12 protein-coding genes and 2 pseudogenes are annotated in these 13,159 nt (G+C 56.5%); 5 read left to right on the forward strand and 9 right to left on the reverse strand.

Going from position 1 to position 13,159, the window contains the following annotated elements; translation table 11 throughout:
- Positions 1 to 862, reverse strand: an 862-nt coding sequence (locus tag Q363_RS26300) for an ISAs1 family transposase (RefSeq protein WP_035356702.1), incomplete at its 3' end; no start/stop codon positions are given.
- A 288-nt stretch (positions 863 to 1,150) separates the two neighbouring features.
- Between Q363_RS26300 and Q363_RS46870 the strand changes: the two genes are divergently transcribed.
- Positions 1,151 to 1,351: an alpha/beta fold hydrolase gene (locus Q363_RS46870; protein WP_425387785.1), complete on the forward strand. Its 201-nt coding sequence runs from the start codon at positions 1,151 to 1,153 to the stop codon at positions 1,349 to 1,351.
- Positions 1,352 to 1,678: 327 nt separating this feature from the next.
- Here Q363_RS46870 and Q363_RS26305 read toward each other — a convergent pair whose 3' ends face one another.
- From Q363_RS26305 to Q363_RS26315, 3 genes are all read right to left on the reverse strand, one after another.
- Positions 1,679 to 2,281 carry a hypothetical protein gene (locus Q363_RS26305; RefSeq protein ID WP_157467590.1) on the reverse strand — a complete coding sequence of 201 codons (603 nt, stop codon included), beginning with the start codon at positions 2,279 to 2,281 and terminating at the stop codon, positions 1,679 to 1,681.
- Between the two features lie 23 nt (positions 2,282 to 2,304).
- On the reverse strand, positions 2,305 to 2,613 hold the full coding sequence (locus Q363_RS44755) for a hypothetical protein (RefSeq protein ID WP_245632485.1): 309 nt from the start codon (positions 2,611 to 2,613) through the stop codon (positions 2,305 to 2,307).
- 88 nt (positions 2,614 to 2,701) lie between these two features.
- Positions 2,702 to 3,124 carry a hypothetical protein gene (locus Q363_RS26315; protein ID WP_035356705.1) on the reverse strand — a complete coding sequence of 141 codons (423 nt, stop codon included), beginning with the start codon at positions 3,122 to 3,124 and terminating at the stop codon, positions 2,702 to 2,704.
- A 320-nt stretch (positions 3,125 to 3,444) separates the two neighbouring features.
- Between Q363_RS26315 and Q363_RS39170 the strand changes: the two genes are divergently transcribed.
- Positions 3,445 to 3,891 (forward strand): FHA domain-containing protein, encoded by a 447-nt coding sequence (locus tag Q363_RS39170; RefSeq protein ID WP_084080784.1) that lies wholly within the window; start codon positions 3,445 to 3,447, stop codon positions 3,889 to 3,891.
- Between the two features lie 427 nt (positions 3,892 to 4,318).
- On the opposite strand, the gene Q363_RS36880 is transcribed toward Q363_RS39170, so the two are convergent.
- Positions 4,319 to 5,857 (reverse strand): B12-binding domain-containing radical SAM protein, encoded by a 1,539-nt coding sequence (locus Q363_RS36880; protein ID WP_245632482.1) that lies wholly within the window; start codon positions 5,855 to 5,857, stop codon positions 4,319 to 4,321.
- A 33-nt stretch (positions 5,858 to 5,890) separates the two neighbouring features.
- Between Q363_RS36880 and Q363_RS44760 the strand changes: the two genes are divergently transcribed.
- Entirely contained in the window at positions 5,891 to 6,058 is a 168-nt protein-coding gene (locus tag Q363_RS44760) for a hypothetical protein (protein WP_245632483.1), read from the forward strand.
- Here Q363_RS44760 and Q363_RS46875 read toward each other — a convergent pair.
- The 4 genes and pseudogenes from Q363_RS46875 to Q363_RS26345 all read right to left on the reverse strand — a co-directional run.
- A pseudogene (locus tag Q363_RS46875) lies at positions 6,011 to 6,412 on the reverse strand (cobalamin-dependent protein); the annotation flags it as partial. The gene Q363_RS44760 and the pseudogene Q363_RS46875 overlap by 48 nt on opposite strands.
- 359 nt (positions 6,413 to 6,771) lie before the next feature.
- The gene (locus Q363_RS46880; RefSeq protein ID WP_084080785.1) at positions 6,772 to 7,122 is read right to left on the reverse strand and encodes a cobalamin-dependent protein; all 351 of its coding nucleotides are present in this window, start codon (positions 7,120 to 7,122) and stop codon (positions 6,772 to 6,774) included.
- A gap of 239 nt (positions 7,123 to 7,361) precedes the next feature.
- Complete coding sequence (locus Q363_RS26340) at positions 7,362 to 10,262, reverse strand: protein kinase domain-containing protein (protein WP_035356712.1); 2,901 nt, start codon at positions 10,260 to 10,262, stop codon at positions 7,362 to 7,364.
- Positions 10,263 to 10,347: 85 nt separating this feature from the next.
- The gene (locus tag Q363_RS26345; RefSeq protein ID WP_035356714.1) at positions 10,348 to 10,935 is read right to left on the reverse strand and encodes a sigma-70 family RNA polymerase sigma factor; all 588 of its coding nucleotides are present in this window, start codon (positions 10,933 to 10,935) and stop codon (positions 10,348 to 10,350) included.
- A 134-nt stretch (positions 10,936 to 11,069) separates the two neighbouring features.
- Between Q363_RS26345 and Q363_RS46885 the strand changes: the two are divergent.
- Both Q363_RS46885 and Q363_RS41255 read left to right on the forward strand, forming a co-directional pair.
- Positions 11,070 to 11,228: pseudogene (locus Q363_RS46885) on the forward strand (GntR family transcriptional regulator); the annotation flags it as partial.
- Between the two features lie 58 nt (positions 11,229 to 11,286).
- Positions 11,287 to 11,865: a mandelate racemase/muconate lactonizing enzyme family protein gene (locus tag Q363_RS41255; RefSeq protein ID WP_245632484.1), complete on the forward strand. Its 579-nt coding sequence runs from the start codon at positions 11,287 to 11,289 to the stop codon at positions 11,863 to 11,865.
- The last annotated feature ends 1,294 nt before the right edge of the window (positions 11,866 to 13,159 follow it).

Raw genomic sequence — 13,159 nt, forward strand, 5'->3', positions numbered from 1 at the left:
TGCAACTGGATAGGAAATAGCGAATTTCGGCCTCTACCTTGCCCGAGCCGTTGATGCTGCGGATGCTTTCCACTGCGACGACGGTCCGCAAACCGGGCCAGTCGCGCAAAGGCTCGAGCAGAGCGGTCTGCGGACAGGCGAAGACTCTGCGGCGGACCAGGCGTCCATGTTTGTCATCGAACTCGTCCGAGGCCGGCCGGTTGGATGAGCCAAGTGCAAAACAGGTTTCGAAGCAATGATCTCGCACCGCGGCAAAGATCTTGCCCTGATTGGCCTTGAGCGTGACCAGATAATCGGCGCCCCGTTCGAGGATCTTGCTGGCGATCGCCTTTTGGCAGCCCATCGCGTCCAAGGTCACGATGCTGCCCTTGAGATCCAGCGTGTCGAGCAGTTCCGGGACTGCAGTAATCTCGTTCGACTTATCGCCGACCTGGCGCTGGCCGAGCACCAGCCCCCGCTCGCTGGCCCAGGCGCTGACGATATGCAGCGGGCCTTGATCGCGGCTACGGTCGAAGGAACCGCGCACCGTCTTGCCATCAATGGCGACGACCTCTCGATCCACGCTATCGGCAAAGGCCTGCGTCCAGGCTATGAAACGACTCTCAAAATCCTCTGGGTCGATCAGCATGAAGACACGCCGGAAGGTGTCATGGGCCGGAATGCCGTTCGGTAGCCTCAGGAAAGTCGACAGCCAGTCCACCTTCTTCTGACCATAGAGCGCCATGTCGACCCAACTCTCGGCGCCCGCAATCACCGCGCAGACCCCAATCACCAGAATGTCGATGAGAAGGTGTTCCACCTTACCGCTGCAACGGGGATCTTCCAACTCGGAAAAATGTTCCGCAAGCTTCTTCGCCGACATCCGCACTTGCCTCCAACTATGAGGTAAGCGCGAAACCTCACGTACTTCCAACCGCAAACTTAGCCCGGTATTTCATGCGTAACCCCTGGGGTACCGCCCAGTTACTCACCCTCTCTTGTAGAACAAAAGTAAGAGTTGGGCTTTCTCGAAGCCCTGCCGAGGTGCAAGGTTATGAAATACATTCTTCGTGGCGGAGTACAGCTTGCCTTTTCAGAGATGGGCGAGGGGAGCCGTTCTTTCGTCTTCGTGCACGGATGGACATGCGATCACAGTCATTTCAGCCCGCAGATGGAAGCATTTTGTAGGAACTACCATGTGGTCGCAGTAGATCTGCGCGGACACGGCCAGAGCGATAAGCCGCAGCTCGAATACACGCTCGAGTTATTTGCGGGCGACATCGCCACCATTTGCGGTGAGCTACATCGAGCCTCCTGTCCTTGCGTTTTTCGGCTTCGGTGTACATGTAACGCTGCACGCCCTTGGCTATGATGCCTGCCGGGAAGTTGGAAGGGTTCATCTGACGAGGCGATCTGCCGTGGCGCAAGATCTCCTGCAGGAAGGCGACCGCTTCGAGCAACGGCGCATCCTCGACCAGGCCGGCGAAGTCCAGGCTCGCGAACAGATGACGCAGATTGAGCTTGAACCTGGAGTGCAGCGTGCCGTAGAACGACCACTCGAACGCCGTCTTATCGAACTCGATCTTGCACATATACTCCGAGACCTGTGCGAAGCGTTCGGCATCGAGCATGGAGACCGCTTGCTTCCTGACCTTCGAAAAGGGCGTCCAATCCGCGATGGCCGGATCGAGGAACAAATTCAGCACTGCCCCGCAGCCTGGAGATTCCCGGTCGCCTCCGCCATGGACTCCGCGGCCGCAATCTCGGCCGCGATCTTGGCTTGCTGCTCATAATCGTCGACCAAATGGATGAAGGCCTCGATCAGGTTGTCGTTGATCTGGCGGAAGCGATGCGAGGCAAAACACAATAGATACAAGCGGACCTTCGGAACGGCCATCCGCTGCAGCTTGTAGACGGTATAAAACTGGACCAGCGAACAGTAGTACTTCACGCTTTCGTTCGATAGGCCAGCAGACGCCAGAAAGGTTTGACCGAACGCGAACAACGGCTGGAAGAACTTGCCGCGCTCGACCTCCTGACGCAACTCGCCATAGCTGAAGTCCTTCGGTTCGTGCTTCAGTAGACTGATACGGTACATCCCCTCGTCGGCCTCGAGAAGAACCTCTAGTTGCCGCTCGACCTCCGGGGTCAGCGCGTGTCCGAGTAGGCTGGTGATGCGCAAACGAGATGCCGCGCGGAGAAGCGGCGACGAAGGATGTGCTCCAGATCGTCTGCGACCGCCTGGAGGCCATAGACGAAAAACGATCGGCGGCCCCAACATCTCCATCCCGTATCTGTTCATGATTTGTTCCATCTGTGCAGGGCTCACCTTTCCTCCAACCTCTGCCGTTCGACATTAATGTCGCTCAGAGAGCTTGTAACTTCAATCGTGAGATCAGGTCGGTTTGTGTTGATACACTCCGTTGTCGCCTTGAGTTCTTCGCCGGAGCAGTTATCAAGCACGCGAAATACATCGGCCCGCCGCCGCGCCAGCTCCGGAAAGTTCGTCGACTCCACCCCGCTCTGCAGCATCTGGTTGCGCGTCAACACCAGCTCGCCCACCAGGTTCATCATCCGGTTCAGCACGTCCGCATCGATGCGCAGCGTCTTGTCGCTATTTGCCGCCGCGTGCACCGCCAAGCAACAACCGCAGAGCAGGGTCACACTGCACAAAAAAAGACCCGGAGACGATCGTCTCCGGATCCTCTTCGCCTCAAGATAACTACTTGAGGGCGATCGTGACATCGCTGCTGACCGGACGCTGTGATACCTGCATTTGCTCCCTGGCCCGCTTCTCTGCCTTCGAGACCGAGAAGGAAAGATTCATTGCCGAGAGGTCGCTGCAAATCTGACTCAGGAAGTACTGGTCCCCATACTTATGGAAGATCAGCGCGTTGCCCTTTCCTGGATCATTGTTTTTAGCCATAGTCAGAATGTGGACGCTCTTCTCCCGGTTGGAGATGAGGAGCAGATTAGGGTTGGACGAGTCGGAACGGATCGTGTAGGTTCCAGAAGGCAAAGAGTTGCCGTTGACCGTGAAGTTGAATGGGACGGTTGCCTTCATCTTGTGATCCTGGGCCCATACTCCTGCTGTGATGAAGGTAGCCGCTACGAAGAGAGCGATTGCCTTGACGATGCGTTTCATGACGTTCTCCTTTCCGGAGTACCCTCTTCCAGGGTCCCTTCGGGCTCGGATCTTGCTCTTCAGGAGCTGACATGCCTCGAGATATTGCATACTTGTTGCCAAAGCTGGCCGATCTTCCGCCTCGCAACACTGCATATGTATTTGCAATGAGATACAACGTCGTCCCGGGCTTCAACCCCACTCATGTCGCCGCTATGCACCAGCAGCTGGTATCCGAAGGGATACCCACCGGTATCCTTCCCATTCCCTGTCGTGAAAATTAAGAACGATCTGGGATTCCTTACCAACTCGCCTATACTTTGACTCGACCGGAGGCTCCGATGAAGCCGCGGCTCCTCGTTATCTCAGGTTCCCTCCCAGGCACCGTCCGGCATCTCGTCGAAGGCCAGCTCTTCATTGGCCGTGACGAAGCAAATCAGTTGTGTCTCACCGATCCCGCCGTCTCCCGCAGGCACTGCATGCTCCAGCAACTCGACGAGCATTATGAGCTCGTCGATCTTGACAGCCGTCACGGCACCTTCGTGAATGGAGTCCCCGTACGGCGCAAGCTTATCGAACACGGTGACACAATCCGCGTTGGAAGATCCGAGCTTGTGTTTCTGTCCCATGAAGGCGACGAGATGACTCAGGCCACCGCTATCCACAGCGATCTCCCCGCCATCTCCACCCTCAGTACCATTCGAATGGCCCCTCCAGTGCCTCCGACATTTGGAGTTGAAGTGGGACGCATGGCGCGTGATCTGGCCGCACTGTTCAGAAATCAGTAACGTTATCAATTCCATCCGTGACTCCGAACTCCTGCAACACGAACTTCTACGCCTGATCTTCGAGGTCATCCCCGCGGAAAAAGGCGCAGTCCTTCTCCTGACAGATCTCGATGAGGGCGAACCAGCCTCAATCTGCACCAACAGCCGGCAACTCGGGTGTCCCCAACACGCAAGACTCGGCACGCGGCTGCGAGCTAGGCTTTTGCCGCGGTCTCCATTTCAGGCGACTGAATTCCATGAGCTTTCAAGGCACAACCCGCACAGATCCGTACGTGCGCGTCCACGCATACGCTCTTACGATGGATAAGTGGCGTAGAAGCGTGCGTCAGGATAGGGATGCAGGACGCGAGGTTGGGGAACCCATCGGTTCAACAGCGGAGAAATCCGCTTCGTTCCGGCTAGATACCCGACTAAGGCTCTCAGCTCCTCATTCGCCGACTGGAAGGCTCGACTGACTGCTAGTAGCGGCATCGGAAATTCGTAGGATGGAGATGAATCCTTCCCCTTGTGCACCCTGCAGCAGTCGCGTCACGACATAGCCGCGGAGTGACTCATCTACTTCTGAGAGATTGGGCGACAACTGTGCGACGAGATCCTCGACAGTCCGTTGACCGTCGCAGGCACGGAGAAGGCAAGCCATCCAATTTGATACTTTGACCAAGCGGCACTCGCCGGCAGACATTTCGCGAGTCGCATACGCAAAGGGGCCGCGAACGAGTGCCGGGCTCATGCGAAACTTTAGAGCATCAATTACTCCCTGAATGTCGCATGATAGCTCGATCACTCGAGTGCTTTTCTTCGTAACCGGAATGTCGCTCCACCAGAGCGCGGATCCCACGTCGACCTCCTGGGCGAGCGGCATCGTGCTAGCAGACCGCATTGTGGCAGCGGCCATGCCTTCTTCGCACTTCACTAGAACGTTGACCGCTTCGTGCCTTCCGGCCGGATGCGTCTGCACGAAGGATAGAAAATCGGCTCGGAAGTCGAAGGTTCGATAGTATTGCCGAAGTTCTGAACCTTTCAGTCCACGCCGCAAACCCTGTCGGTGCTCTCGCCATTCAAGGAAGAAATCAAAGGCGCTCATAGCGCATTGGTCAATGGCCGAAAGCAGCCAGCGGAAGCGCTCCACCGCCATCATTGTAAACTCGTGTAGTTCGAAGAGTGCTTCCCGATCCAGGTGCGGTACTGGCAGAAGGTAGAAATTTGGAAAGATTTCCGGATAGTTTCGGATTAGCTCCAGATCGTCCTCGCTCTGACTGCGGCCCTGGTGAGACATGTCCGAACAAAGCTCTTCGAGCACCAGTTCTTGTTTGTGGCTCAAATAGATTGGAGTTCCAGCCAGTGGCGCGAGCAGGTTCAGTTGCGGATTGGATAGCGGGCACCGTGCAGAGTGCATGAAGATGCGAATCGTTTCCCGGACATCTTCCCATGTCTCTTCGGGAAATCCAGTGATTAGCGAAACCGTCGTTCTTATTCCAAGTCTGTCGGCGATGTCGATGATTTCTTCGGCTCTCTGGGGGTCGAGGTGTTTGTCAATAATTTTCTGCATCCTCCGCGAACCGGCTTCGACGCCAAAGAAGATAGACCGGCAACCGCTCCGCGCCATCAGTTCGAGTAATGCCTCGTCGATGCAGTCCGTTCGGGCGCTGCACGACCAGGTAAATCCCTCTCCCGAAGCGATCATTCCCTCGCAAAATGCCGCAACGCGGCGCCGGTCCACGGTGAACATGTCGTGCACAAGCGCGAAATCCCTAATTTGATACTCCGCCGCAATGGCTCGCATGTCATGTAGCAATCGTTCTGGCGAGTGAAGGCGAAAGTTCCGCCTGAAAAAGTCGTTTGTCGAACAAAACGTGCAGGCAAATGGACACCCGCGGCCAAGTTCCAGGGCAGCTGTCCTGGCGCCTCGTAATTCCTGGGTCAGGTGATATGCGGGCGAAGGCAAGCTGTCCAGATCTTCGATCACTGGCGCGTTCGGATTGCGGTGTGCTTCGGAACCATGACGATAACTGAGGCCGGGCACGCGCTCCAGTCGTCTCCCGGCTTCCAACTCATCCAGCAAGAGCGGCAAGGTGCGTTCCGCCTCGCCTCGCAGTACGAGGTCGACGAATGGGAATGCCGTCAGCGTAGACATGTCTACGACCGAGGCCTGTGGTCCGCCGAGTAGAATGGTGGTTCGCGGCCGCATTGCCTTGACAACCTTGGCGATCCGAATCGTCAGCGGATAGCTGCTGCAGATGGAGCTGAATCCGCAGACCTCCGCATCCGTGGCAACGACTAAGCTCGCAGCGGCTTCGGCGAAACCTCCGGCATCAGCGCCGCCTGCGCGTGCTGTGTAATCAAGATAGCCGCGGTTCAAGTCAACGATCGCAGGGGTATCTCCTCTGGCTTCCAGTACAGCCGCCAGGCTTAGAATTCCGACCTGGGGCTCCGAAGCCATGGAGCGAACAGCCTCGTTGTTGAGTTCCTCGGCGTCCCGAAACTCAGTTGCGGTCGGAGCGGTGACAAGGCATATGTCCATTTGCGCTTCTCTACGGTCCGACGGATGATCTAAAAAGAACAATTAGCTCCTGGCAATCTCCCCTTTTGAACTTGACGCCTTCATTAGTCATGAGCGCCTCCTCTAGGGCTTCCTGAGTGGCTTGGGTTATGGTTTTGTCAGCAGTTGTCAGCACATCTACGGAGATCGAGCATGGCGGTTTTGCAGACATAGTGGAACCTCCTGATACAGAAATCGGGGGGCCCGGGGCCTTGATTATGCCACGGCGGCTCGCAAGATACAATCAGGGACGCGAAGTTAGGTGTGAAAATCTGCTTTTAGGTTTCAGCAGTCCAGTCCAGACACTGGAGGTCTGCTCTCCGACGTTGAGGTAGATGGCGTCACCAGCCACCGAGAGGTTGAAGGCTTGCGCTGTGATGACTCCGACAGAGTTTCCCGGCCTGTGATTGCGGCAAGGTGCGTTCCGCCTCACCTCGCAGTACGAGGTCGACGAATGGGAATGCCGTCAGCGTAGACATGTCTACGACCGAGGCCTGTGGTCCGCCGAGTAGAATGGTGGTTTGCGGCCGCATTGCCTTGACTGCCTTGGCGATCCGAATCGTCAGCGGATAGCTGCTGCAGATAGAGCTGAATCCGCAGACCTCCGCATCCTTGGCAGCAACTAAGCTCGCAGCGGCTTCGGCGAAACCTCCGGCATCAGCGCCGCCTGCGCTCTCTACCGCCCGACGGATCTAAAAAAAGTGACAGTTAGCTCCGGGCAATCTCCCCTTTTGAACTTTTCGCCGGCTTCCGTCCTGAGCGCGCGCTTTAGGGCATTTAGGGTTTTCTGAGTGGTTGCGTCGGCGTCACCTACAATTATTTCCACGTTTTCGGAGGTCGAGCATTGCGGGGTTGGAGGCATAATGGAACTCCTGATATAGAAATTGGGGGCCGGGGCGTTGATTATGCCACGGCGGCTCGCAAGATGCAATCAGGGACGCGAAGTTAGAAGTGAAAATCTGCTTTTAGGTTTCAGCAGTCCAGTCCAGACACTGGAGGTCTGCTCTCCGACGTTGAGGTAGATGGCGTCACCAGCCACCGAGAGGTTGAAGGATTGCGCTGTGACGACTCCGACAGAGTTTCCCGGCCTGTGATAATGCATTACCGCAAAGGGCAGCCCCTTCGTCCTTCCCGTCCTTGGGTCGAAATGTTGACCCCAGATGCACGAGAAGCCGTCTCGCTTTGACAAATAAAAGATGTACTTTCCATCGCCCGACCACCGCGGCTTGTCACTCCACTCCGATGCGCTGGTGACCGGAATCCACTTGCCGCTGGCTGTGCCGGTTGATTGCGGGAAATGGACAGCGAATACGCGTTTGCTCTCACCTTCCTTCGACACGGTAAAGAGCAGATACTGACTCTCAGGGGACCAGTTCGCCTCACCCAAGGAAACGCCGCGTTCCTCCAATACGGTGTGTGTGTCGCCCGTCTCAAGATTCGCCAGCTTGATCTGTGAAGGCATGCCCTCTCGATAAAGAACTGCGCGGTTTCCATCGAACCAGCCTGTGGGGTGGCTGCATGCCGTACATAGCCTCATGGCTGGTTCGCCACGACGTGCCCTAAAGACTGATGGAAGATCATTCTCCCGTGCTTCAAACACCACATTCTGACCTGAATCATCGATAATCAGTGAGAATATGCGGCGGCCCATGGCCAGAAATTGGGTTTCGTTTCCGGATTGTGTGTCCCTGATCCAGATATCTATCTGATTTCCCCAGCGCCTGGAGAAGACAAGCCAACGGCCATCATGGGAAACATAGGGGCATAGGTCAATTTCCGCGCCGGATGTAACCTTCGATGCGATGGCCGTGCCTCGATGGATGGCATGATCGATTCGCCAAACATGCAGCGCTCCGGCGATGCGGACAAAAGCTACGGTGCCGTTTTCTGCAAGGGAAGGATCGGTATTTCTGGCGTCCCACGACGTCAGTTGCTCCGGTCGGCCGATCGTCCCTGACTCTTTCGCGGGCAGCGTCAGCTCCCAAATACTTGTCTCCACTCCCTTTCGTCCGCTGAAGAGGACGGCGTTCCCGTGCCAGGCGCCAATCGGACCCACCGGATTTACTTTTTCCTGAACCAGATGTGCGAGTGCCTGGGTGTTGTGGACCTTCTTTCCATCCAAGCTTGTAATCCACCAATCGGAGCATGCGGGCATCGGTTTCTCTCCAGCGCGGCAGCCGGAAAAGAGAATCGAGCGCCCATCAGAGCTCCACACCGGCAATCGTGCATCTTTGAAATCCGAGGCGAGCCGGACCGGGAGGCCGCCGGAGAGGGAGAGCACATACAGTTTCCCTGAGGCGATCGTCACGTCCGGATCACCTACCCAATATGCGATGTCCTGACCATCCGGTGAAATGCGGGGATTGCTGCCCTTGGATGCGAGCAGGCGCTCAGCTCCTCCATTCGGATCGATCGGACGAAAGTAGATGCCGCCACCAGTCCGTTCAGAGCGGAAGACCACCGAACCGCCGTCTGGTGCAATGCTGGGATCCTTATCTTGTGCTGGATCAGTCGTAAGGCGGATCAGTCTTCCCGCGGGGAGCTGCTGTACCCAGATATCGACATTACCGATCTCTCCGCGATCCGACGTGTATGCCACCAACTTGCCGTCGCGTGACAAACTGGGATTCTCGGAAAAGTCCGTGCTGGAGGTCAGTTGCTGCACTCCCGTCAACCGGCTCACACCTTTGTTCGCCACGAAGAAGGCCGCGCTCACAGCTACTACGATTAACGCAGCAACTGCGCCCGCTTGCCAGCGGCTGCTGGCCCGTTGTTTTGGAGGCGACAAAATTGTCAGGATTTCTCTGACGTTCGCGAAGCGGCCTTCAGGTCGCGTCTCCAGGCAACGGCGAATCACGTCTGCCCACCGGTGCTCGAGATGTTGGTGCGGAAGCTCTACAGAGCTCCTGTCTGGCAGTTCGACTCTTTTGGGGCGCGCCCCGGTCAGCATTTCACATATCACGACACCGAGGGCATATTGGTCGGCGAGGACTCCCACCTCACCAGATCGTCTCTGCTCCGGGGCCATATAGTCGGGAGTTCCCTGGCCACCGGGCTCCGGCGTCCCCTCACTGGGCGCTGAGATGTCGAAGGCCAAACCGAAGTCGGTGATGACCGCGCGAGTGTGACCATCTCCGGTGTTTACCAGCATCACGTTGCTGCTCTTGAAATCCCTATGCACGATACCGAGATCATGCGCCGCGGCGAGACCTGCAACCATCTGCTCGACTATTTCAAGAGCATGTGAAGTCTCCAAAGGACCTTGCCCACGCAGATGTTCCAACAACGTCGGACCTTCCAGCAATTCCATGGTGAGGAACCAAATCGGCTGTCCCGGAATCTGCTCATAGGATTCGAGGTCATAAACCCGGCAGACATTGGTGTGGGATATCCCGCGTGTCTGTCTTACCTCCCGCTTGAATCGCTCAATGATCATCGAGTCGGACGCGATGTACGGGCGTATGGTCTTGAGGGCGATCCTTTCTTTCAACTCCGAGTCCCATGCCTCATACACTTCTCCCATGCCGCCGCTGTTGAGAAAGCGCAGAATTTCGAAACGTCTCGAAATTACATCGCCCGGGGTAAGAGAGCGTAAACGTTCATCGTTTGACAGACAGCCGTGCAGGTCAATGACAGGGGTTTGCAGAAAGCTGGCCGCAGTCTCGTCGGCGGCGAGCAAGCTCTTAACTTCCGCCTCTAACTCTTGATCACTCCCAGCTAGCGAGTGGACCAACTCAGCTTGCTTAAGGAGCGGTTCGCCATGCGCGGCTTCATAGATCTCTTTGAGCCGTCTCCACCTTTCCGGCGTCATGGTGATCGATTCGCGTTTCATGCTTTTCACCTCTAATGTTCCGCAGCGAAGCGTCCTCGCAGCAGCCGGGTGGGGAGACCGTGTCCACGCGCCTTGTATTGCAGATTCATGGTGTGCCTTTGCACAGTTCCCTGTAAAGCCAGGTCCGCGCCATCATCCAATCCCTTTTCGCGGTGCGATCGGATATGCCCAACACTTCTGCTATCTCGTCAAAGCTGAGACCAGCGAAGAAGCGCATCTCTACGATGCGGCTTTGACGTGGATCCCAAGCCGCCAGCCTTTTGAGCGCTTCGTCGAGCGCCAGGAGATCGGCAGATTGCGCTTCTACAAATGCGAGGGCAGACTCGAGTTCGACTTTCTGACGAGCCCCAGGCCGCTTCTGGGCGTGTGCAGCCCTGGCGTGATCAACGAGAATGCGGCGCATGACACGCGATGCCAAGGCAAAAAAGTGTGCGCGATTCTGCCACTCTATCTTTGAGTCCCCAACCAGCTGCAGAAAGGCTTCATGTACCAGAACTGTAGCTTGCAGCGTGTGATCGGGCCGTTCCCGGCGCATGTAGTTCCTGGCGATCGCTCGCAATTCGTTGTAGATCAGGGGTACTAGATTCGATTCAGCGTCAGCATCCCCCTGCTTGACCTGCGCGAGCAGAGTAGTTATATCCGCTGGTTCACGATTGTCTCTTGTCCCGTCCATACGATCATCATTTCCGCTAACCTGGAGCGTCCATTGGACTCGAAACTCGCATGCTGCCGGACGATCGAGGAAGCATCACATCCAGAAGGGATGCAGCTACTTACCTAGAATGAATTGCGGCCGGCTCCAACATAATGCCAAGGAGTGTACCACTTGCGCTCGCGACACGACGCGAATACACCATAGAGATAGTCCTGGAACTCGCGGTAAAACTCGATGTAAGCGCTACCCCGATCAAAGATGCCGTCAACCGCCTCGCCGCGGAGGGCCTGATTGAAATCAGACCTCGCAGCGGCACCTTTGTGTCACACATTTCAGTCGAAGAGCTTGTCGAATCACTCGAGATCAGGTGTGCTATCGAGTACTTCGCGGCACGGACCGTCGCTCAGCGTGCCACCGCTGAAGATATTCACGAACTTCGCTTTATGGGATGTCGTCGGCAAGGTTCAGGGCAAACCCATTTCGCATATTCTTTCATCAACCGCAGCGACCTCCATTCCAACCTACGTCTCCGGCGTCACGGGGCGCACAATCGAAGAACAAGTAACCTTCGCGAAGATGAAGGTCAAGCAGGGCGCTACGGCATTCAAGATCTTCTGGACAACAACCTTCGAAGAAGGCCTCGAATTGGTACAGCAGCTTCGAACCACGCTACCCGCTACGACCGAACTTTTTGTCGATGTTCTCTGGCGAATGACCATCGAAGAAGCGCTGCACTATTCCGACAAGTTGGCTACGCTTCGTGTGGGCTGGCTTGAAGCACCTCTGCCGCCCGAGCAGATCGAACTTCGCTCCGAACTGACCCGCCGCTCCTCAGTACCAATCGCTATAGGGGAAAGCTATCGCTGTCACTACGATTTCAAACGGTTCATCGATACGAATGCAGCGTCCGTTCTCCAGCCGGGCCCGGACGCTGCGGCATCACGCTAACCAATCAAGTCACAGAAATGTGTGCCTCAGCAGGCCTACGCTTTGCTCCCCATGTCAGCATCAGCTTAGGTCCCCAACTCGCAGCGGTGATGCAAGTCTCTGCGGCCGCTAAAACTCTGTGGAGAATGGAAATCAACCCCCAGATCGCTATGGTCTCTCAAAGCTTCTTAGAGACACCATTGTCCTTGGGCCCGGATTGCTGCTACCGAAGCCATCAGGGGGCTGCTCATCAACCGGGCCCCCGTTCACCCTGGCAAGTACCCTGGGGGAGCCGCCTTTCCGGTCTTTGGACCAGTCGACGATCCTAATTGTTCGCCCAAAACAAGAGACGTTTAGCGGATACCTGATTGCCCAGGAGAACCGGATAATGGGTTTAGGCACAACCGGCGTCACCCTGTCCCTGACAGGCATGCATCTGATCGGAGATGCCACTTGCTCCTCTGCCAGGTCGGGGCCTTCGTTTACCACTCACTATGATTTAGCTGTGGGCGGGCCGTCGCTCCCGAGTTACGATACGCGCACGGGAAACTCCACTCCGCCGAGCACTTCTTTTGCCGTGCAAGTGCAGTGAAAGAACAGAGGCAACGGCAGCTGGGGCCCTGAATGTTTTTTGAATTCCGGAGAAACGCGAAGATTCATGACACTCTCCACTTCGTCGAAAGCATGGCAAGCTTTTCGTTCTACTAGCCTAACCTCTCGAACCGCCGTGTACGGACCCGTACGCACGGTGGTGCGGCAGGTTGTGTCAAGAAGACGCGCAAGCGTCATGCTGTACGAAAGATGAAGGCGGGCCCTTCGGAGCCACCTTGTAGGGGGAGGCTTCAAACAGCCATGAGCTGCTTCAGTCAAAAGCTGCGGTGGTGAACGTCATGGTAAAAGGCGTGACATCAGATCACGTCATGTAGAGACTAGAGAGACGAATGCAAATGAACCTCCGACTACGCATCGAAACACCACTAGCACGACATCAGAACCGGAACTGCCTGCCAGGGCCGGGAGGAGCACGGAAGCAACCTACTTACTGGCCGTGCGATGTCCGGTGTACAGGGGGCGTGACTCTAGTCTGGGCTTTCGTACGGAACTTGAGAACTTGGTTTGCGATGGTAAGGGAAAAGGCACAAGCGGAAGCCCCGTGAGGCCGAAAGTACCAATGCGCAAGCCAGGGGCGGACTGCTCCGTAGGAGCGTTGATCCGGGGTAATTCCCGAGGAGCAAAGGGAGCAGGTCACCCGAACTGATCCGAGTCAACGGGCAACCGGAGGAACTCGATGTCGGTGGAAGACGGCAGTCTTCCG

The organism is Edaphobacter aggregans DSM 19364 (genome assembly GCF_000745965.1).
GTDB lineage: Bacteria > Acidobacteriota > Terriglobia > Terriglobales > Acidobacteriaceae > Edaphobacter > Edaphobacter aggregans.